This is a genomic window from Microbacterium sp. NPDC087591 (assembly GCF_044743625.1).
GTDB lineage: Bacteria > Actinomycetota > Actinomycetes > Actinomycetales > Microbacteriaceae > Microbacterium.
The window spans coordinates 2026291-2045562 of the sequence record NZ_JBIUWU010000001.1; the positions used below are offsets into that span (position 1 = coordinate 2026291).

18 protein-coding genes and 1 riboswitch are annotated in these 19272 nt (G+C 69.8%); of the genes, 11 read left to right on the forward strand and 7 right to left on the reverse strand.

Going from position 1 to position 19272, the window contains the following annotated elements:
- Positions 1-89: 89 nt before the first annotated feature.
- Positions 90-1817, forward strand: coding sequence for an ABC transporter ATP-binding protein (locus ACIOVG_RS09630; RefSeq protein ID WP_400872148.1), 1728 nt, complete (start codon positions 90-92; stop codon positions 1815-1817).
- A complete protein-coding gene (locus ACIOVG_RS09635; RefSeq protein ID WP_400872151.1) occupies positions 1814-4069 on the forward strand; it encodes an ABC transporter ATP-binding protein in 2256 nt (751 codons plus the stop codon). The genes ACIOVG_RS09630 and ACIOVG_RS09635 overlap by 4 nt, the downstream gene beginning before the upstream one ends.
- Positions 4070-4431: 362 nt before the next feature.
- Here ACIOVG_RS09635 and ACIOVG_RS09640 read toward each other — a convergent pair whose 3' ends face one another.
- Complete coding sequence (locus ACIOVG_RS09640) at positions 4432-6012, reverse strand: D-alanyl-D-alanine carboxypeptidase (protein ID WP_400872154.1); 1581 nt, start codon at positions 6010-6012, stop codon at positions 4432-4434.
- Positions 6013-6094: 82 nt separating this feature from the next.
- A riboswitch (TPP riboswitch) is annotated at positions 6095-6206 on the forward strand.
- Here ACIOVG_RS09640 and ACIOVG_RS09645 point away from each other — a divergent pair.
- The 3 genes from ACIOVG_RS09645 to ACIOVG_RS09655 all read left to right on the forward strand — a co-directional run bounded on the left by ACIOVG_RS09645 (position 6197) and on the right by ACIOVG_RS09655 (position 9083).
- Positions 6197-6853: an ECF transporter S component gene (locus ACIOVG_RS09645; RefSeq protein WP_400872157.1), complete on the forward strand. Its 657-nt coding sequence runs from the start codon at positions 6197-6199 to the stop codon at positions 6851-6853. Its footprint overlaps the riboswitch before it by 10 nt.
- A gap of 2 nt (positions 6854-6855) precedes the next feature.
- Positions 6856-8307 carry an ABC transporter ATP-binding protein gene (locus ACIOVG_RS09650; protein ID WP_400872160.1) on the forward strand — a complete coding sequence of 484 codons (1452 nt, stop codon included), beginning with the start codon at positions 6856-6858 and terminating at the stop codon, positions 8305-8307.
- Complete coding sequence (locus ACIOVG_RS09655) at positions 8304-9083, forward strand: energy-coupling factor transporter transmembrane component T family protein (protein ID WP_400872163.1); 780 nt, start codon at positions 8304-8306, stop codon at positions 9081-9083. Before ACIOVG_RS09650 ends, ACIOVG_RS09655 begins: the two co-directional genes overlap by 4 nt.
- Here ACIOVG_RS09655 and ACIOVG_RS09660 read toward each other — a convergent pair.
- Positions 9080-9418: a CHY zinc finger protein gene (locus ACIOVG_RS09660; protein ID WP_400872166.1), complete on the reverse strand. Its 339-nt coding sequence runs from the start codon at positions 9416-9418 to the stop codon at positions 9080-9082. The genes ACIOVG_RS09655 and ACIOVG_RS09660 overlap by 4 nt on opposite strands.
- Before the next feature lie 2 nt (positions 9419-9420).
- Positions 9421-10146, reverse strand: a complete 726-nt coding sequence (locus ACIOVG_RS09665; RefSeq protein WP_400872169.1) for a phosphotransferase — start codon at positions 10144-10146, stop codon at positions 9421-9423.
- A gap of 176 nt (positions 10147-10322) precedes the next feature.
- On the opposite strand from ACIOVG_RS09665, the gene ACIOVG_RS09670 reads away from it, so the two are divergent.
- A complete protein-coding gene (locus tag ACIOVG_RS09670; protein WP_400872172.1) occupies positions 10323-11081 on the forward strand; it encodes an SDR family NAD(P)-dependent oxidoreductase in 759 nt (252 codons plus the stop codon).
- Positions 11082-11127: 46 nt separating this feature from the next.
- The gene (locus tag ACIOVG_RS09675) at positions 11128-11958 is read left to right on the forward strand and encodes an SDR family oxidoreductase (RefSeq protein ID WP_400872174.1); all 831 of its coding nucleotides are present in this window, start codon (positions 11128-11130) and stop codon (positions 11956-11958) included.
- 182 nt (positions 11959-12140) lie between these two features.
- On the opposite strand, the gene ACIOVG_RS09680 is transcribed toward ACIOVG_RS09675, so the two are convergent.
- The 3 genes from ACIOVG_RS09680 to ACIOVG_RS09690 form a co-directional block, all read right to left on the reverse strand.
- A complete protein-coding gene (locus ACIOVG_RS09680) occupies positions 12141-12890 on the reverse strand; it encodes a sulfite exporter TauE/SafE family protein (protein ID WP_400872177.1) in 750 nt (249 codons plus the stop codon).
- Between the two features lie 17 nt (positions 12891-12907).
- Positions 12908-13546 (reverse strand): bifunctional 4-hydroxy-2-oxoglutarate aldolase/2-dehydro-3-deoxy-phosphogluconate aldolase, encoded by a 639-nt coding sequence (locus ACIOVG_RS09685; RefSeq protein ID WP_400872180.1) that lies wholly within the window; start codon positions 13544-13546, stop codon positions 12908-12910.
- Between the two features lie 81 nt (positions 13547-13627).
- Positions 13628-14215, reverse strand: coding sequence for a hypothetical protein (locus ACIOVG_RS09690; protein WP_400872183.1), 588 nt, complete (start codon positions 14213-14215; stop codon positions 13628-13630).
- Positions 14216-14286: 71 nt separating this feature from the next.
- On the opposite strand from ACIOVG_RS09690, the gene rlmN reads away from it, so the two are divergent.
- Positions 14287-15546, forward strand: coding sequence for a 23S rRNA (adenine(2503)-C(2))-methyltransferase RlmN (rlmN, locus tag ACIOVG_RS09695; RefSeq protein WP_400872186.1), 1260 nt, complete (start codon positions 14287-14289; stop codon positions 15544-15546).
- Between the two features lie 16 nt (positions 15547-15562).
- On the opposite strand, the gene ACIOVG_RS09700 is transcribed toward rlmN, so the two are convergent.
- Positions 15563-16471, reverse strand: a complete 909-nt coding sequence (locus ACIOVG_RS09700; RefSeq protein WP_400872189.1) for a LysR family transcriptional regulator — start codon at positions 16469-16471, stop codon at positions 15563-15565.
- 92 nt (positions 16472-16563) lie between these two features.
- Here ACIOVG_RS09700 and ACIOVG_RS09705 point away from each other — a divergent pair, with 92 nt between their 5' ends.
- From ACIOVG_RS09705 to ACIOVG_RS09715, 3 genes are read left to right on the forward strand one after another with little or no spacing between them, the layout of a single operon-like run.
- On the forward strand, positions 16564-17334 hold the full coding sequence (locus tag ACIOVG_RS09705; protein WP_400872192.1) for a 3-hydroxybutyrate dehydrogenase: 771 nt from the start codon (positions 16564-16566) through the stop codon (positions 17332-17334).
- A complete protein-coding gene (locus tag ACIOVG_RS09710; RefSeq protein ID WP_400872195.1) occupies positions 17331-18197 on the forward strand; it encodes an alpha/beta fold hydrolase in 867 nt (288 codons plus the stop codon). The genes ACIOVG_RS09705 and ACIOVG_RS09710 overlap by 4 nt, the downstream gene beginning before the upstream one ends.
- Positions 18194-19261 carry an alpha/beta fold hydrolase gene (locus ACIOVG_RS09715; protein ID WP_400872198.1) on the forward strand — a complete coding sequence of 356 codons (1068 nt, stop codon included), beginning with the start codon at positions 18194-18196 and terminating at the stop codon, positions 19259-19261. Before ACIOVG_RS09710 ends, ACIOVG_RS09715 begins: the two co-directional genes overlap by 4 nt.
- Positions 19262-19272: the final 11 nt, after the last annotated feature.

A 19272-nucleotide genomic window follows, 5' to 3' on the forward strand; every position in this document is an offset into this window, starting at 1 on the left:
CTTCGTGGCACTCTTTCTTGTGGCCGATTGTCGGTCGGCATCCGTCAGCCGAGAAATCCGCCGATTCATCCTTCCTAGAAAGTCCGCCTGTGCTGGGAAAAATCCTCCTCCGTTATCTGTCTCGATACCGATGGCTGCTGCTCGCCGTGCTGGTCTTCCAGCTCGCGAGCGTGGCAGCGACGCTCTACCTTCCGCGCCTCAACGCCGACATCATCGACAAGGGCGTCGCCCGCGGCGACACCGGCTACATCTGGAGCACCGGTCTGTTCATGCTGGCCGTGTCACTGGGCCAGATCATCGCCTCGGTCACCGCGACCTACTTCGCCGCGCGCGCCGCGATGGGCGCCGGCCGCGACATCCGTGCCGACGTCTTCGGCAAGGTCAGCGGCTTCTCCGAGCGTGAGGTGTCGCAGTTCGGCGCCGGCTCGCTCATCACCCGCAACACGAACGACGTGCAGCAGGTGCAGATGCTCGCCATGATGGGCGCGACCATGCTCGTCACGGCGCCGCTGCTGGCGATCGGCGGCATCATCTTCGCCATCCAGACCAATGTCGGCCTGAGCTGGCTCATCGCCGTCTCGGTGCCGCTGCTCCTGATCCTCGCCGCACTGGTGATCGGGCGCATGGTGCCCCTGTTCCGCAAGTACCAGGGCCGTCTCGACAACGTCAACCGCATCATGCGAGAGCAGCTCACCGGCGTCCGCGTCGTGCGCGCCTTCGTGCGCGAGCGCATCGAGGAGGAGCGCTTCCGCGGCGCGAACACCGACATCATGGACGTCGGGCGCAGGGTCGGCTCGCTGTTCGTGCTGCTGTTCCCGCTGTTCATGCTCATCCTCAACGTCACGGTCGTCTCCGTCATCTGGTTCGGCGGCATCGAGGTCAACAACGGCACGGTCCAGGTCGGCACGCTGTTCGCCTTCATGCAGTACATCGGCCAGATCATGGGCGGCGTGATCATGGCGAGCTTCATGGCGATGATGATCCCGCGCGCTGCGGTCTCGGCCGAGCGCATCGGCGAGGTCCTCGACTCCGAGTCGACCCTCGTGCGCCCGGAGAACGGCGTCACCGAGTTCCCCGTCCCCGGATCCGTGGCGCTCGACGACGTCGAGTTCACCTACCCCGGGGCCGATTCCCCGGTGCTCACCGGCATCAGCTTCGCGGCAGAGCCGGGTGAGACGGTCGCGATCGTCGGGTCCACCGGTTCCGGCAAGACGACGCTCGTCTCGCTCATCCCGCGTCTGTTCGATGTCTCGGGTGGCGCGGTGCACGTCGGCGGCACCGATGTGCGCGAGGCGGATGTCGAGGCGTTGTGGGACAGCATCGGCCTGGTGCCGCAGCGTCCGTTCCTGTTCACCGGCACCGTGGCGTCCAACCTGCGCTACGGCCGCGAGGAGGCGACGGACGAAGAACTCTGGCAGGCGCTCGAGATCGCCCAGGGGCGCGACTTCGTCGAGGAGATGCCCGATGGGCTCGACTCGCGCATCGCTCAGGGCGGCACGAACGTCTCCGGCGGGCAGCGTCAGCGTCTGGCGATCGCCCGCGCGATCGTGCACAAGCCGCAGATCCTCGTCTTCGACGACTCGTTCTCGGCGCTCGACCTCACCACGGATGCCCGGCTGCGCCAGGCGCTGTGGCGCGAGCTTCCGCACGTCACGAAGATCGTGGTCGCGCAGCGCATCTCCACCATCACCGACGCGGACCGCATCGTCGTGCTCGACGGCGGGACCATGGTCGGCGTCGGCACGCATGAGGAGCTGCTCGAGACGAGCGATACCTACCGAGAGATCGTCGAGTCGCAGCTGGGGGTGGACGCATGAGCGAGCAGAGCAACCCTTCGACAGGCTCAGGGCCCGATGCCCGAAAGCAGCGCGGCCGCGGCAAGACCGCGACGATCGAACGTGAACTGACCGCCGAGGAGAAGTACGAGGCGGAGCTCGCGGAGCAGGCACGTCAGAACTCCGGCGACTGGGACAGCGTCGCGCCGGGCAAGGCCGACAACTTCGGTCCGAGCTTCGCGCGGATGATCGGCCTCCTCAAGCCCTCGGCGCTCTGGTTCGTCTTCGTGTCGATTCTGGGAGCCATCGGCGTCGTGCTGACCGTCGCAGCACCCAAGGTGCTCGCCGAGGCGACCAACCTCGTCTACAAGGGGTTCATCTCCATCCAGCTCGGGCAGCCCAGCGACGGCTTCCCCGGCTTCCCGGCCGGTACCTCGCAGGATGCCGTCGTCGAGGCGCTGCGGGCAGGCGGTCAGGACGACTTCGCGAACCAGGTCGGAGCGCTGGGCGACTTCACGGTGGGCCAGGGGATCGACTTCGACGCCCTGCGGCTGGTCATCGCCGCGGTTCTGAGCATCTACGTGGCTGCCGCGTTCCTCACCTGGATCCAGGGCTACGTGATCAACGTGATCATGGTGCGCACCATGTGGCGGCTGCGCGAGTCGGTCGAGGCGAAGATCAACCGCCTGCCGCTGGCGTACTTCGACAAGGTGCAGCGCGGTGAGCTGATCTCGCGTGTCACCAACGACATCGACAACATCACACAGACGATGCAGCAGTCGCTGTCGGGTGCGCTCACCTCGGTGCTCACCGTGATCGGCGTGCTCGTGATGATGTTCTCGATCTCGTGGCAGCTCGCGCTCGTCGCGCTGATCACGCTGCCGCTCATGGGCGTGATCTTCGGCATCATCGGGCCCCGGTCGCAGAAGGCCTTCGGCAGCCAGTGGCGCAAGGTCGGCAGGCTCAACGCCCGCGTCGAGGAGGCGTTCTCCGGTCACGCGCTGGTGAAGGTCTTCGGTCGCGAGAAGGATGCGCTGGCGAAGTTCCAGGACGAGAACGAAGAGCTGTTCCAGGCGAGCTTCAAGGCCCAGTTCCTGTCCGGCATCATCATGCCGGCCATGATGTTCGTCGGGAACCTCAGCTACGTGGGCATCGCGGTGCTCGGCGGTCTGATGGTCGCGAACGGGCAGCTCCGACTGGGCGACGTGCAGGCGTTCATCCAGTACTCGCAGCAGTTCACGCAGCCGCTGTCTGAGCTGGGTGGCATGGCGGCCGTGGTCCAGTCCGGCACCGCGTCGGCCGAGCGGGTCTTCGAGCTGCTCGACGCCGACGAGCAGGAGGCCGATGACGCCGATGCCCCCGAGCTGGTGGAGGGCAAGGGCGTGATCGAGTTCGAGAACGTCGCGTTCTCGTACACGCCGGAGCGTCCGCTCATCCGCGACCTGTCGTTCCGGGTGGAGCCCGGTCAGACCGTCGCGATCGTGGGACCGACCGGTGCGGGCAAGACCACCCTGGTCAACCTGATCATGCGGTTCTACGAGCTCAGCGGCGGGCGGATCATGCTCGACGGGCAGGACATCGCCGAGGTGACCCGCGACGAGCTGCGCGCACGCACGGGCATGGTGCTCCAGGACCCGTGGCTGTTCGCCGGCAGCATCCGCGAGAACATCCGCTACGGCCGCTCGACCGCGACCGATGAGGAGGTCCAGGAAGCCGCCGCGGCGACCTACGTCGACCGTTTCGTGCACGCTCTCCCCGAGGGGTACGACACCGTGCTCGACGAGGACGCCGCGAACGTCTCGGCCGGTGAGCGCCAGCTGATCACGATCGCGCGGGCGTTCGTCGCGAAGCCGTCGATCCTCATCCTCGACGAGGCGACGTCGGCTGTCGACACCCGCACCGAGCTGCTGCTCCAGAAGGCGATGGCTGCTCTGCGTGAGGGTCGCACCTCGTTCGTGATCGCCCACCGTCTGTCGACCATCCGCGACGCCGACCTCATCCTGGTGATGGAGCACGGTGACATCGTTGAGAAGGGCACGCACGACGAGCTCATCGCGGCGCAGGGTGCCTACTGGCGGCTCTACCAGTCGCAGTTCGAGCAGGCGGCCACCGACATCGACGCGGAAGACGCCCTCACCGGGTCGACGCCCGTCGTCGTCAGCGGCGATGCGGACGATGCGGCGGCGGCCGTGGTCGGTGCTTCCGTGGGCGCGCAGGTGCCCGCCGCCGAAGTGGCGGCCGCGCAAGCCGTGGTCGAGAAGCCCTCCGCGGATGGCTCGGACCGCAGTGCCTGACCGCCGCGCGTGAGAGCGCGCCAGACCTAGAGGCCCCGTCCGGATCGTCCGGGCGGGGCCTCTCGCTGTCTGCTGCTGCTGGGTGGTGGGGGTGCGGGTGCTGGTGCTGGTGCTGGACCTGGGGGCAGGTGCGGACTCGTGGGCTCGAGGAGATTGTGAGGGCGAGACGTCGCATCGTGTCGCAATCAGGCGGGGGTAGCGGCCATCAGCGACCTCCGCGCGAACGGAGAGGTCGCATCTGGTCGCCTCGCCATGTCGGATGCGACCATTCGCGGCGTGTGGCGCACGGGGCGCGACGCGCGGAAGCAGGGGGCGCACGCGCGGAAGCACGGGGCGCGGGCGCCGGGGTGCGGCCCGCGGGGTCAGCTCCGGGCGGAGTCGATGCCCAGCAGCTCGATCGGGTGGGTCAGCCGCCACCATGGGCTCGGGCCTTCGATGTCGTCGGCGAGCACCAGGGGCGTCGTGGTCGTGTTGAGTGGTCCCGTGGTGGTGAGGGTGCCGATCCGGTCTCCGGCATCCCGCTCCGCGTCCAGCGTGAACTCGGGGGTTACCTGCGGCGCGGCGCCGTTCCAGAGGATGACGTCGGCGTCGGCATCCGCGATCACGTCGATCTTCTCGCCCCACACGGTGCGCACCTCGCCGACGACCGTGCCCTCGGTGACGGCAGGTTCCTGCGCCTGCAGGGCTGCCTCGGCCTCGGCGAACAGACTCCGCGTCGCGGCGAGGCGCTGCGCATCGTCGTCCTGCGTGAGCACCGCGGCGAAGAGGTGCACGGTGGTGTCGCCGACGGTGATGTCCTTGGCGGTCAGCAGGTTCCACCCGACCAGGGTGCCGGTCTTGATCCCGACCACGCCGGGATCGGCGAGCATCCCGTTCGTGTTCTCGACGGTGCCCGCTCCCGGCAGGTCCACCGACCTCGTGCCCACGATCTCGGCGAAGACCGGGTTCTTCATCGCGTACTCGCCCAGTGCGACGAGGGACTCGGGTGTGGAGACGTTGCGTTCGTCGAAACCGGACGGCGTGACCACCGTGATACCCGAAAGTCCGCGGTCGCGCAGCCACACCGTCGCCGCCTCGGCGAAGGCCTGATCGGACCCCCAGATCTCCGACGCGAGACGATCGATGTAGTTGTTGGCGGATCCCAGCAGCGTCCCCTGGAGGAGCTGATACTCGGTCAGCACTCCGCCGACGGGGACGTCGAGCGCGGACTGATCGGACCGTCGGTACGACCAGTACTCCAGGCTGTCGCCGTAGGTGAAGGAGAACTCGGGACCCTGCTCACCGGGGGCCAGCGGCAACCGGTCGAGCACCATGAGGCTGCTGACCACTTTGGTGATGCTGGCGATGCTCACCGCGTCGGGCGTCGAGGCCGAGGTCGTCATCCCGTCGATTCCCACGGCGGCGCTGCCCTGTGCCGGCCACGTCACAGCCGCGGCCGGGGCCGCCGTGGTGGTGAACTCCACCGACTCCACGGTCGGGGCGACCTCGTGCAACGGCCACAGCAGAGCGCCCCCGACGTACGTCGCGACCAGCCCGACCAGCACGCCGAGCGGCACCAGCACGCCGGGGCGGGCGATCGCCGGACGCAGTCTCGCTCCGCGCATCAGCGCGTCGCCGGGCTCGATGTCGGGGGCCTGGTCGAACGTCGGTGCCGGAGAGCTGCCGGCGACCGTCTCGGTATCGACCCACGTCAGTGCCGTGGCGTGCGCCTTCTCATCAGCCCACTGCGCGGCGGCGGGAGCGAGGACGTCGGTGGCATCTGCAGCGTCGTCGGAGACGGGAGCGTCGTCGGCGAGAGGCTCCGGTGCGACCACCGCTTCGTGCTCGTCCGCCGCCGATTCTGGCGCGGCCACCTCGGGCGCGCCCTCCTGCGGAGCATCGCCGATGGTGTCGGCGCCGGGGGCGTCTGCGGCGGTGGCCTCGGCAGGGTCAGAAGCGGTCACTTGCCTACGCTACCGAATTCATCGACCGATTCGCGGTCATGCGACGAGGAGCCACGGTGGCGCCGCGACTGGGTAAGATCGGAAACACAACCACGGGAGTCCGGCGAGCCGGGCTGAGAGGGAGCGAATCGCGCTTCGACCGTCGAACCTGATCTGGGTCATGCCAGCGCAGGGAGGAGTTCAGATGAGTACGTCCACGTCCACATCCGCACAGCAGGCATCCGCCGCGTCGAAGGATCTTCATCGCGCCCCGGTCTGGCGCTGGCGCGTCGTCGACATCGTCGTCGCCGCTGTCCTCGGTGTCGCGATCGGTCTGGTCTTCTGGGGCTGGAACACGATCGGCTACGCCTGGTTCGGCGCGGCGGATGCGCTGACCCCCGGCCTCGGCGGCATCGCCGTCGGCATCTGGCTGCTCGGCGGCGTGGTGGGCGGTCTCGTGATCCGCAAGCCCGGCGCCGCCCTGGTGGTCGAGCTCGTCGCCGCGATCGTGTCGATGCTGATCGGCAACGTGTGGGGCATCTCGACCGTCCTCTCCGGACTCGTGCAGGGACTGGGAGCGGAGATCATCTTCGCGCTGTTCTTCTACCGTCGCTTCGGCATCGCGGTGGCCGCTCTCGCGGGAGTCGGCGCTGCGGTCGCCGCCTGGGTGTTCGAGCTGTTCTACGGCAGCTCGCCGAACATCCTGAAGTCGATCGAGTTCAACACGATCTACCTGGTCAGCGTCGTGGTGTCGGGTGCGATCCTGGCCGGTGTCGTCGGCTGGCTGCTCGTGCGCGCCCTCGCGGTCACCGGCGCCCTCAGCCGCTTCGCCGCCGGGCGAGAGCACGTGCGCGAGGTCTGAGCGTGACATTCGCCGCCCCGGCCCGCGTGCAGGCTGCGGGCTGGGGGTGGCGGTACGCCGGGCGGAAGCGGCCGGCTGTCGCCGACGTGACCTTCACGATCGAGCCGGGCGAGAGGGTGCTGCTGCTCGGCGCTTCCGGTGCGGGCAAGTCGACACTGCTCGCGGGGCTCGCCGGGGTGCTCGGCGACGACGACGAAGGTGAGCGCACCGGCTCCCTCCGCGTGGATGGCGCCGCCCCCGAGTCCCGACGCGGACAGGTGGGTCTGGTGCTGCAGGACCCGGATGCCGGGATCGTGCTGTCCAAGGTCGGCGACGACGTGGCATTCGGCTGCGAGAACCTCGGAGTCCCCGCATCCGACATCCCCGGCCGAGTGGCCGAGGCGCTGGAGGCGGTCGGTCTCGACGTGCCGCTGCAGCGACCGACCAAGGCGCTGTCGGGAGGGCAGAAGCAGCGACTGGTGCTCGCCGGCGTGCTGGCGATGCGCCCCGGACTGCTGCTGCTCGACGAACCGACCGCGAACCTCGACCCCGAGGGTGTGCGCGAGGTGCGCTCGAGCGTGGAACGGGCCGTCACCGCGAGCGGAGCGACGCTGATCGTGGTGGAGCATCGCACTCCCGTGTGGGTCGACCTGATGACGCGGGTGATCGTGCTCGCCGCCGACGGCGGCCTGCTCGCGGATGGATCCCCCGAGCGGGTGTTCGCCGAGCACGGCGCCGCACTCGCCGACGCTGGGGTCTGGGTGCCCGACCGGGGCATCGACCTTCCCCTGCTCGAACAGGTGGCGGCATCCGATGTGCTCACGGCATCCGGTCTCGCGGTCGCCCGCGATCCGCACGTGGTCGTGCAGTCAGGACTCGACCTGCACGTGCCGCGTGCCAATGCGACGGTCATCACCGGCCCGAACGGTGCGGGCAAGTCCACGTTGGCCCTGACGCTGGCCGGTCTCATCCCCGAGCAGGCGGGGGAGGTGCGCGCCGCCCCCGAGCTCGCAGGGCGCCGCGGAGTGCGTCCGATCCGATGGACATCGCGCGAACTGCTCACCCGCATCGGCATGGTGTTCCAGGAGCCGGAGCATCAGTTCCTCGCCCAGACCCTGCGGGATGAGCTCGCGGTCGGTCCGCGCGCGCTCGGCTGGGACCAGGCGCGCACGGATGCCGTCGTCGACGGGCTGCTGGAGCGGTTGGGGCTCGCCCCGCTCGCCCTCGCCAACCCGTTCACGCTCTCGGGCGGACAGAAGCGGCGGCTGTCGGTGGCGACCGTGCTCGCGGGAGCGCCGGAGGTGATCGTGCTCGACGAGCCGACGTTCGGGCAGGACCGGCGCGGGTGGATCTCGCTCGTGGCGCTGCTGCAGGAGGAGATCGCGCGTGGTCGGTCGATCATCGCGGTCACGCACGACGACGCCGTGATCCGGCATCTGGGCGGGCATCGCATCGAGTTGGCGGCGGCCTCATGACCACCGCCGAGACCACGCGGACCGTCTGGCTCGACGGCGTGAACCCCGTGACCAAGCTGGTGCTCGCGGTGCTGCTGTCGGTGCCGCTGTTCGCATCGATCGACGTCACGAGTGCTCTGGCCGCGATCGCACTGCAGCTGCTCTGCCTCCCGCTGACCGGGCTGCGGTTGCGCACGGTGCTGAAACGGCTGTTGCCGATCGTGATCTTCGCGCCGATCGCCGGCGTCAGCATGCTGCTCTACGCCGAGCCGGCCGGGCACATCTACTTCACGTTCGGGTTCGCGACGATCAGCGACGATTCGATCACGCTGGCGATCGCGGTCAGCCTGCGCGTCATCGCGCTCGGGTTGCCCACGATCCTCTTGTTCGGTGGCACGGATCCCACCCAGCTCGCGGATGCCCTCGCTCAGGTCGCGAGGATGCCGAGCCGCTTCGTGCTCGGCATCCTCGCCGGCACGCGGATGCTGGGACTGTTCCTCGACGACTGGCGCACCATGAGCCTGGCTCGCCGGGCGCGCGGCGTGGGCGACCGCGGGGTGCTGCGCCGGTTCTTCTCGATGGCGTTCGTGCTGCTGGTGTTCGCGGTGCGCCGCGGCTCGAAGCTGGCGCTGGCGATGGAGGCGCGCGGCTTCGGCTCCGGCATCCCGCGCACCTGGTCGCGGCCGTCGCGACTGCATCCGCGCGACGCCGTCGCCCTGTTCGGAGGCATCGCGATCATGGCGCTCGCCCTCACGGCTGCGGTGGTGGCAGGCACGTTCCGCTTCGTCTGGAGCTAGCTCGGGTCCGGCTGGAAGTAGTACTCGCGGTGCAGTCTGCACCCCTCGTTGAAGAGTGCCGCACATCGGGGGCAGGCCGTGGCAGCGAAGTACTCGGCGATCGTGAGCTCGTGCCCGCATGCCCCGCAGAGAATCGCCTCCCTGTCATGCTGATCCGTCGCCCACTGCTGCGCGGGGTGCCCGGCAGATTCCTCGTGGCAGAGGTGGCACGGATAGTACTCGCCGCAGCAGGCGAAGCGGATCGCGATGATGTCGGTCGCGCCGCGGTAATGCACGCAGCGGGTCATCTCGTCGACGACAGGGCCGAGCACCCGCGGCCGTTCGGGAGAGGTCACGCTCAGCTCTCGTTCCAGAGTCGGCGGTAGTAGGCGAGACGTTCGCGGTCGGGCTCGACGCCATAGGCCTCGATCAGCGTGTCCTCCCAGCCCGGTCCGAAGTTCCAGGCGGTGCTCATCGAGGCGACGGCGATGTCCGCCCAGCGGTCCGCTGTGCCGAGGGCGGCGAGATCGACGAACCCGACAGGGCGGCCGGCGTCGTCGAGCAGGGTGTTCGGCATGCAGGCGTCGCCGTGGCAGACGACCAGCCGGTCGATCGGCGGAGCATCGTGCAGGTCGTCGGGGACGACGACGTCGCGCGTTGCCGCGTTGGCCAGCCTCTCCGCGACGCTCCACTCCCATGGGCACTCTTGCACCGGGAGGGCGTCGTGCAGGGCGCGCAGGCCTTCGCCGACGGCGCGCACGGAGAGCTCGGGGTCCTCGGCCCAGCGCGGGTCGACCGCGCTGCGGGCATCCAGGGCGACGGTCACGAGCCACTCGTGCGTATCGTCCTGTTCCTGTGCGATCACCTCGGGGGTGGCGATCCAGCGCCGTGCCCAGTTCATCCGCTCGGCTTCATCGCGCATGGACGCTTCGAGGTCGAGCAGGCCCCACTTGATGTAGCGTCCGTCGTCGGTGCGGAACGTCAGCCCACCGATGCCGTTCCGCCAGACCGGCGTCAGGGCGGCGCCGGCGGCGAGCTCGCGCACGCGGTGCGGCACGGCGATGTCGTCGGCGGGGATGCTCATGGCCCCATCCTGGCATCCCGGCCCGTGGCGGGGTGTCGTCCGCCGGTCTCTGAAGCTGTGCACACTCGGAAACCGGGACCCGCGCGGGCATCTGCCACTCAGGTTCACGTTGGCTGAGACTGCGTCGCGCGACTATCCTCGGACAGAGCAGCCGACGACGTTCAAGGGAGAACACGATGCAGATCAGCGGTCAGGGCGCGCTCATCACCGGAGGCGCCTCCGGGCTCGGGCTGGCCACCGCCAAGCGGATCGTCGCAGCCGGCGGACATGTGACGATCATCGACCTCGCCTCATCGCAGGGCGCGGCGATCGCCGAGGAGCTCGGCGGTGTGTTTGTCGCCGCCGACGTGACCAGCGTCGACGAGGTGCAGGCCGCCGTCGCCACCGCTCAGGCCGCCGCGCCGCTGCGCATCGTCGTGAACTGCGCCGGCATCGCCCCGCCGGCCAAGGTGCTCGACCGCGAGGGCAACCCCGCGGTGCTCGCCGACTTCGAGCGCATCGTGCGCATCAACCTGGTCGGCACCTTCAACGTGCTCTCGCAGGCGTCGGCCGTGATCGCCAAGAACGAGCTGATCGACGGCGACCGCGGCGTCATCGTGAACACCGCCAGTGTCGCCGCCTTCGACGGACAGATCGGCCAGCCCGCGTACTCGGCCTCCAAGGGCGGCGTGCACGCGATGACCCTCCCCGTGGCGCGCGAGCTCGCCCGCTACGGCATCCGGGTCTGCACGATCGCTCCCGGCATCATGGAGACGCCGATGCTGATGGGGCTGCCGCAGGCTGCGCAGGACTCGCTCGGACAGCAGGTGCCGCACCCCTCGCGCCTCGGCCGCCCCGACGAGTACGCCGCTCTCGTGCAGCACATCGTCGAGAACGGCTACCTCAACGGCGAGACGATCCGCCTCGACGGCGCCATCCGCATGGCGCCGCGCTGACCCCGCGGCCGTCTTTCCCTTCGCGATCGAGAACCAAGGAGAACCCATGTCCCTTGCAGGCAAGACCATCCTGATGTCGGGCGGCAGCCGCGGCATCGGCCTCGCGATCGCGCTGCGTGCCGCGGCAGACGGTGCGAACATCGCGATGCTCGCGAAGACCGACACCCCGCATCCGAAGCTCGAGGGCACGATCCACACCGCCGCCGAGCAGATCCGTGCCGCGGGAGGCCAGGCCCTGCCGATCGTGGGCGACGTGCGCGACGACGACGACATCACCGAAGCGGTGCTGAAGACGCAGGGCGAGTTCGGCGGCATCGACATCGTCATCAACAACGCCAGCGTGATCGACCTCTCGCGCTCGCTCGAACTCGGCGCGAAGAAGTACGACCTCATGCAGGACGTCAACGTGCGCGGGACGTTCATGCTCTCGCGCGCCGCGGTGCCGATCCTCAAGGATGCCGAGAACCCGCACATCCTGTCGCTCTCGCCGCCGCTCAACCCCACGCCGAAGTGGCTCGGCGCGCACACTGGCTACACGCTTGCGAAGTTCGGGATGACCATGGCCACGCTCGGTCTCGCGGCGGAGTTCGCGCGCGACGGCATCGCGGCGAACACGCTGTGGCCGCGCACCACGATCGCGACAGCGGCGGTGCAGAACCTGCTCGGCGGAGACAAGGTCATGGCCGCGAGCCGTACTCCCGACATCTACGCGGATGCCGCCTACGCGGTGCTGCTCAAGCCGGCGCGCGAGTACACCGGGCAGACGCTGATCGTGGAGGACGTGCTCGAAGCCGACGGTGTGACCGACTTCTCGGGCTACGCCGCGATCCCCGGCACACCGGATAGCGCGCTGTTCCCCGACATCTTCCTGGACTGAACGCGCGCCGATGTCATCTCGTCGCCGCGGCGCCGGGGAGACGTCGCGAATTGCCGCATCCGTTTTCTTGAAGCGCCCTTTTGCGACCTCTTGTCGTGGGGAAGCGTCGCGAATTGTCGCATCAGGCGCCGGGATGCGACCAGATGCGACCACCCGTTTCGATCCCTCGCGCGGCTGGCTGCTCAGAACAGCAGATACAGCGCGCCCGCGATGGTCAGGGCGATCACGATGCGGTCGAACAGGCGCTGATCCATGCGCCGGGCCAGGTGGATGCCGGCGAGCGCGCCGATGACCACGAGCGGGGCCAGCACGGCATCCATCAGCAGTACGTGTCCCTCGAAGAGACCGAGGCCCGCCAGGAACGGCACCTTGATCAGGTTGATGATCGCGAAGAACCAGGCCGAGGTGCCCAGGAACACCTGCACCGGAGTGCGAGTGGCGAGGAAGTACATCGACATCACGGGGCCGCCCGCGTTCGCGACCATCGTGGTGAAGCCGCCGAGCGTGCCGTAGACGCCGGAGAGCACCAGGCCACCGGGCGCGGGAGCGGGGGCCTCGACGCGATTCTGCCGCCACCGGCGCCACAGCGTGACCGCGATCATCAGCAGCAGGATCACGCCGATCGCACGGCGGACGATGCCGTCGCCGGCGAGGGCCAGGAACGCGAATCCCGCGATCAGTCCCGCGATGACGGCGGGCGCCAGGCGCAGCAGGGTCGGCCAGTGCGCATGGCGTCGGTAGGTGATGAGCGCGAACGCGTCGCCGACGATCAGCAGGAGCAGCATCGCGGCCGTGGAGGTGCGCGCGGGCAGCACGGTCGCGAACAGCGCGATCGCGAGGATGCTGCCGCCGGGCAGCGCGGTCTTGGAGATGCCGATCGTCACCGCGGCGAGGGCGAGCGCCGCCCAGGCCCAGGGCTCGAGCCCGATCACCGGTGCAGGGTCATGGGTCAGCCGCGCGCGGCGGCGAGCGCAGCGGTGAAGCGGGCCGCGCGCTGCTCGATGTCGGCCCAGTCGGCGGCGGCGATCGATGCGCCGTTCGCCAGGTCTCCGCCCGCCCCCACGGCGACAGCGCCCGCCGCGAACCAGGCGGCGAGGTTGTCGGGGCTCACGCCGCCGGTCGGCATGAGGGGAGCGTCGGGGAACGGACCGCGCAGCGCGCCGAGGTACGAAGGGCCGCCGAGGGACGCCGGGAAGATCTTCACGACGTCGACGCCGAGCTCGAGCGCGCCCATGACCTCGGTGGGGGTCATCGCCCCGGTCATCACGACACGACCGGTGTCGAGCATCGACCGGGTGAGGGCGGGGAGCGTGCCGGGGCTGACCAGGAACTCGGCTCCGGCGTCGGCGGCGAGGGCGGCCTGCTCCGGAGTCGTCACGGTACCCGCGCCGATGTAGGCCGCGTCGCCGTGGCGGGTGATGAGCTCGCGGATCACGGCGGGGGCGTCGGGGGTCGAGAAGGTGACCTCGATGCCGGTGACGCCGCCGCGGATGATCGCCTCGGATGCCTCGAGCGCGAGCTCGGGGGAGGGCGCGCGGAGCACCGCGAGAATGCCGGTGGTGCGGGCGCGGTCGAGACGATCAGACATGGAGCTCCTTCACGGGGTGGGCAAGGTCCATTCTCCCTGACCGCAACCTGTAGTTACAAGTTGCGCGATCTCGCGAGTCGTTCAGCGGATGCGGTGCGGGCCCCAGGCGTCGATCACGTTCTTGGACTCCTTCAGCCCCAGGCCCGTGTGCTCGCGCACCAGCTTGATCGCGACGATCGGCTGGCCTTCGGCGACCAGCCTGTCGATATCCGCCACCACGGATGCCGGGAGCGCTGCCCGCACCGACGACGGGGTCGCCGCCGCCGGGGTGATCGAGGAGTACGCGGCGCCGGCGTTCGAGACGGCGGCGAGGTGGGGCGCGGTGGTGCTGACCGACCAGTGCTCGATGCGGTCCTTCGCCTCCTTCAGGCCGAGGTCGGAGTGGTCGCGCAGCACCTTGATGGCGTTGATCTTCTGCCCGGCGGCCACCAGTCGATCGATCTCGGCGATCACGGGCGGGGTGAGGCCGGAGACGGTCGACATCGCAGAGGTCGCGGGAGCGGACCGTGATGTCGTCGGTGCAGCGATGAAGACCTGCGGCGCGGGGGGCTGAGGCCGGGTGTTACGCACGGCGATCACGATGATCCAGATCCCACCGACGATGATGCCGACGGTGAACAGGAGGAACCCCAGGAAAAGCCACGGGAGACTGTCCCATCCGTCCATCATGGGGGGAGTCTACGTGAGCAGCGTCCTGCACCACAGGGCCTTCCCACCCGCCACCCCGTACCCTGGAGGGTATGACTGAGCCCACTCGCATCCGATCCACGGGTCCCGCCACGCCGCAGGTGCGCCCGGCGACGGAGGGATGGACCCAGCAGAAGGATGCCGAAGGGCGTCCGCTCCTGCAGTTCGCCAGCCCCAAGCGCGGCAAGCCGCCGGTGCACCTGGCCGACCTCACGCCCGCCGAACGCGTCGAGAAGGTCAAGGAGCTCGGGCTGCCCGGCTTCCGCGCCAAGCAGCTGTCGACCCACTACTTCCGGCACTACACGTCCGACCCCGAGCAGATGACCGACCTCCCGGCCGACACCAGGGAGCAGCTCGTCGCCGGGATGCTGCCGCCGTTGCTCACCGAGGTGCGCCGCCTCGAGACCGACCGTGGCGACACCATCAAGTTCCTGTGGCGCCTGCACGACGGTGCGCTGGTCGAGTCCGTGCTCATGCGCTACCCCGGCCGCATCACGCTGTGCGTGTCGAGCCAGGCCGGTTGCGGCATGAACTGCCCGTTCTGCGCCACCGGCCAGGCCGGACTGACGCGCAACATGTCGACGGCCGAGATCGTCGAGCAGATCGTGCGCGCGAACCGGCTGATCGCCGAGGGCGGCCTCGGCGGCAAGACCCTTCGACAGGCTCAGGGACCGGGTCAGACGCCGGAACGCGTCTCCAACATCGTCTTCATGGGAATGGGCGAGCCGCTCGCCAACTACAAACGCGTCATGGACGCGGTGCGCAGCATGGTCGCCCCGCAGCCCGACGGCCTGGGAATGAGCGCGCGCGGCATCACGGTCTCGACCGTCGGTCTGGTGCCCGCGATCAAGAAGCTCGCAGACGAAGGCATCCCCGTCACCTTCGCACTGTCGCTGCACGCCCCGGACGACCACCTGCGCGACGAGCTCATCCCGGTGAACTCGCGCTGGAAGGTCGACGAGGCCCTCGACGCCGCCCGGGACTACTACGAGAAGACCGGTCGCCGCGTCTCGATCGAGTACGCGCTGATCAAGGACATGAACGATCACGCGTGGCGTGCCGACCTGCTCGCCGAGAAGCTCAACGAGCGCGGCCGCGGCTGGGTGCACGTGAACCCGATCCCGCTGAACCCGACGCCCGGATCGATCTGGACGGCATCCGAGAAGGATGTCACCAACGAGTTCGTGCGTCGGCTCAACGACGCCGGCATCCCGACGACCCTGCGCGACACCCGCGGCAAGGAGATCGACGGGGCCTGCGGTCAGCTCGTCGCGACCACCGAGGACGAGGCGGCTTCCGCCACGATGGCCTGAGTCCGGAACTCCCGACTCAGCGCTCGCCGAGGAGCTGGGGGCGAACCGCCTGCAGTCGGCGATCGAGCGCCTCCAGGAACGCGGCGACCGCGGGCTGACGCAGCGCCTCCGGGCGAGCGACCAGCCAGTACGGCAGACGCTGCGCGACGAGATCGGGCAGCAGCCGCACGAGGTCGTCGTGCGCATCGGCGAGGAACGCGGGCAGCAGTCCGAACCCGGCGCCACCGCGCGTTGCATCCACGTGCACGTACACGTTGGTGCTGGCGACGGCATCCGTCATCCCCGGCACGGCGCGACGCGCATCGTCGAGCGAGTCGACGTGCAGCATCGATTCGATGAAGTAGACGAGGGGCTTTCCGGCGAGGTCGTCGAGCGTCCGCGGCGTCGGATGCCGGCGCAGATAGTCGCGGCTCGCATACAGCCCCAGCGCGTAGTCGGCGAGATGCACGGCGCGGGCGCGGCGCACCTGCGGACGGCCCACCACGACCTCGAGGTCGGCTCCGGCACGCTGCTGCGAGGCCTGCCGCGTGCCGGTGATGATCTCGAGGCGCACATCGGGATGCCGCTCCTGCAGCGCCGCCATCGCCGGTGCGGCGACGAAGCCGCTGAAGCCGTCGGTCGCGGACAGGCGGATGAGCCCCTCCACGCGCTCGTCGTCGCGGGCGTCGAGGCCGCCGAGCGCGCGCTCCACGCTCTCCGCCGCGGCGAGGGCGCGGGTGCCGAGCGGGGTCAGCTCCCATCCGCCGTCTTCGCGCGAGAGCACCCGCCCACCCAGCTGCGCCTCGAGCGCGGCGATGCGTCGGGCGATCGTGGTGTGGTTGAGCCCCAGCTGCTGGCCGGCGGTCGTGTAGCGGCCGGTGCGCGCGACCGCGAGCAGCACTAGCAGGTCATCCGCGCTCAGCGGCGGTGCGGGGAAATGCGCCATCACATCTGCAGTTTTGCATATCCGCCCCCCTGGCGCCTGTGCTGGAAGCTGAACTACTCTCCCCTCATGGCGACGGCGCAGGGGCACAGACGATGACGCTGTCGGCGACCGCACGCGGCACGGATCTGAAGGGCAGGACCGCTCTCATCACGGGAGCGGCCAGTGGGATCGGTGCCGCGTGCGCCATGTCGTTCGCGGAGGCGGGCGCGCACGTGCTGGTCGCGGATCGCGACGCCGACGGCGCCGCACGCGTGGCCGCCGCGGTCGGCGGGGAAGCCCTCGTGATCGACCTCGGCGATCTCGATGCCCTCGCCGCCGGCACGTTCGACGCGGACATCCTGGTCAACAACGCCGGCATCCAGACGGTCGCGCCGATCGTCGACTTCGACCCGCTGATCTTCCGCCGGATGCTCGACATCATGGTCACCGCGCCGTTCCTGCTCACCAGGGCGGTGCTGCCGGGCATGTATGCCCGCGGCTGGGGGCGCATCGTGAACATCAGCTCGGTGCACGGCATCCGCGCGAGCGAGTTCAAGTCCGCCTACGTGACCGCCAAGCACGCGCTGGAGGGCCTCTCGAAGGTCACCGCCCTGGAGGGCGCGATGCACGGCGTCACCAGCAACTGCCTCAATCCCGGGTATGTGCGCACGCCCCTGGTCGAGAAGCAGATCGCCGACCAGGCGCGCGTGCACGGCATCCCCGAATCCGAGGTGATCGAGAAGGTCATGCTCGTCGAGTCCGCCATCAAGCGACTGCTGGAACCGGGCGAGGTCGCGGATCTCGCGCTCTGGCTCTGCGGCGACACCGCCGCCTCGGTGACCGGAGCCTCGTACGCGATGGACGGCGGATGGAGCGCGCGATGAGCGGGCTCGCGGTCTCGGCCTTCGGACCCGCGGATGCCGGGCCGGCGCTGCTGGCGATCCACGGCATCACGGCGAACGGCCTCTCGTGGCAGAGGGTCGCCGCGCACCTGCCGCAGGATCGTCTGCTCGCGCCGGACCTGCGTGGGCGTGGCCGCAGCAACGATCTTCCCGGACCCTACGGACTCCGGCAGCACGCGCTCGACCTCGCCGCGGTGCTCGACGCCGACGGTGGCGGCGCGCGTATCGTGCTCGGGCACTCCATGGGCGCGTTCGTCGCGGTCGCTCTGGCCGCCGCGCGCCCCGACCTCGTCGCCCGACTGGTGCTGGTCGACGGCGGGTTCCCCCTGGCGCTGCCGGCGGGCGCGACCAGTGCCGAAGACCTCGACATCGCCGCGCTGCTGGGACCGGCGGCGCAGCGGCTGTCGATGGAGTTCGCCGACGACGAGGCCTACCTCGGCTTCTGGCGACAGCATCCGGCGTTCGTGCGGGACTGGTCGCCCGCGGTCGAGGACTATGCGCGCTACGACCTCGACGGCGAGCCGCCGCACCGCAGGCCCTCCACCGTGGCCGACGCGATGCTCCAGGACGGGGCCGAGCTCTACGGACCCGGCTGGTACCTCGACGCGCTCCGCTCGCTGCGGATGCCGGTGACCGTGTTGCGCGCCCCGCGCGGCCTGACCGACGCCGAGCCGCTGTATCCCGCCGGTGCTCTCGAGGCCTTCCGCGCGCTGGTACCCCAGCTCGCGATCGTCGAGGTCGACGACGTGAACCACTACACGATCCTGTTCGCCGACCGGGGAGCTTCCCGGGTCGCGGCGGCGATCGCATCCGCACCTGAGATCTCGGCGAAGGAGTCGACATGACCACTGCCCTGTTCGACGGCATCGATGCCCACCGCATCGAGACCGCCCGCTACACCGCGAACGTGCTGGAGCGCGCGGCCGCCGACCCTGCGGCGCCGACCGCCACCGTGGTGTTCGTGCACGGCAATGTCTCGTCGTCGCACTTCTACCAGCCGACGATGCTCGCACTGCCGGATGACGTGCGCGCCCTCGCGATCGACCTGCGCGGATTCGGCGACAGCGAGACCAAGCCGGTCGATGCCACGCGCGGACTGCGCGACTTCGCCGACGACGTGCGGGCCGTGCTCGACGCGCTCGGCCTCGATGCGGTGCATCTCGTGGGGTGGAGCATGGGCGGCGGCGTCGTGCTGCAGGTCGCGCTCGACGCTCCCGAACGCGTGCAGTCGCTGACACTCGAGTCGCCGGTGTCTCCGTACGGCTTCGGTGGCACGCACGGCCCCGACGGCGTGCGCAACGATGCCGACGGCGCCGGCACGGGTGGCGGCGGCGCGAACCCCGACTTCGTGGCCCGGCTCGCGGGTGGGGACACCACGGCAGAGGAGCAGACCTCTCCGCGCACCGTGTATCGCACCGCCTATGTCGCCCAGCCGGAGCGGCAGGCCGAGAACGAAGACGCCTGGGTGGCGTCGATGCTCACCACCAAGACCGGTGTCGACAACTACCCGGGCGACGGCGTGGCCTCGGAGAACTGGCCGGGATTCGCCGCCGGCACCCGAGGGGTGCTCAACACGATGGCCCCGCAGCACCTCGATCTGTCCGGCATCGTCGACCTCGCGGTGAAGCCGCCGATCCTCTGGGTGCGCGGCGAGAAGGACGCGATCGTGTCGGATGCCTCGTTCTTCGACCTCAACCAGCTGGGGCTGCTCGGAGTGATCCCCGGATGGCCGGGTGCTGATGTCGCGCCCCCGCAGCCCATGGTCACCCAGACGCGCGCCGTGCTCGACCGCTATGCGGCTGCGGGTGGCACATACCGCGAAGTCACGCTCGCCGAGGCCGGGCACGCGCCGCACCTCGACGAGCCGCAGACCTTCGACCGCGAGCTGGCGGCGCACCTCGGGGTGTGAGGGCGCGGCCT

Excerpts from the sequence above, each read along its gene's own strand:
- ACIOVG_RS09635 (WP_400872151.1), top strand. The coding sequence starts at position 1,814 with ATGAGCGAGCAGAGCAACCCTTCGACAGGCTCAGGGCCCGATGCCCGA.
- ACIOVG_RS09645 (WP_400872157.1), top strand. The coding sequence starts at position 6,197 with ATGAGTACGTCCACGTCCACATCCGCACAGCAGGCATCCGCCGCGTCG.
- ACIOVG_RS09655 (WP_400872163.1), top strand. The coding sequence starts at position 8,304 with ATGACCACCGCCGAGACCACGCGGACCGTCTGGCTCGACGGCGTGAAC.
- ACIOVG_RS09665 (WP_400872169.1), bottom strand. The coding sequence starts at position 10,146 with ATGAGCATCCCCGCCGACGACATCGCCGTGCCGCACCGCGTGCGCGAG.
- ACIOVG_RS09670 (WP_400872172.1), top strand. The coding sequence starts at position 10,323 with ATGCAGATCAGCGGTCAGGGCGCGCTCATCACCGGAGGCGCCTCCGGG.
- ACIOVG_RS09675 (WP_400872174.1), top strand. The coding sequence starts at position 11,128 with ATGTCCCTTGCAGGCAAGACCATCCTGATGTCGGGCGGCAGCCGCGGC.
- ACIOVG_RS09685 (WP_400872180.1), bottom strand. The coding sequence starts at position 13,546 with ATGTCTGATCGTCTCGACCGCGCCCGCACCACCGGCATTCTCGCGGTG.
- ACIOVG_RS09690 (WP_400872183.1), bottom strand. The coding sequence starts at position 14,215 with ATGATGGACGGATGGGACAGTCTCCCGTGGCTTTTCCTGGGGTTCCTC.
- rlmN (WP_400872186.1), top strand. The coding sequence starts at position 14,287 with ATGACTGAGCCCACTCGCATCCGATCCACGGGTCCCGCCACGCCGCAG.
- ACIOVG_RS09700 (WP_400872189.1), bottom strand. The coding sequence starts at position 16,471 with ATGGCGCATTTCCCCGCACCGCCGCTGAGCGCGGATGACCTGCTAGTG.
- ACIOVG_RS09705 (WP_400872192.1), top strand. The coding sequence starts at position 16,564 with ATGACGCTGTCGGCGACCGCACGCGGCACGGATCTGAAGGGCAGGACC.
- ACIOVG_RS09710 (WP_400872195.1), top strand. The coding sequence starts at position 17,331 with ATGAGCGGGCTCGCGGTCTCGGCCTTCGGACCCGCGGATGCCGGGCCG.
- ACIOVG_RS09715 (WP_400872198.1), top strand. The coding sequence starts at position 18,194 with ATGACCACTGCCCTGTTCGACGGCATCGATGCCCACCGCATCGAGACC.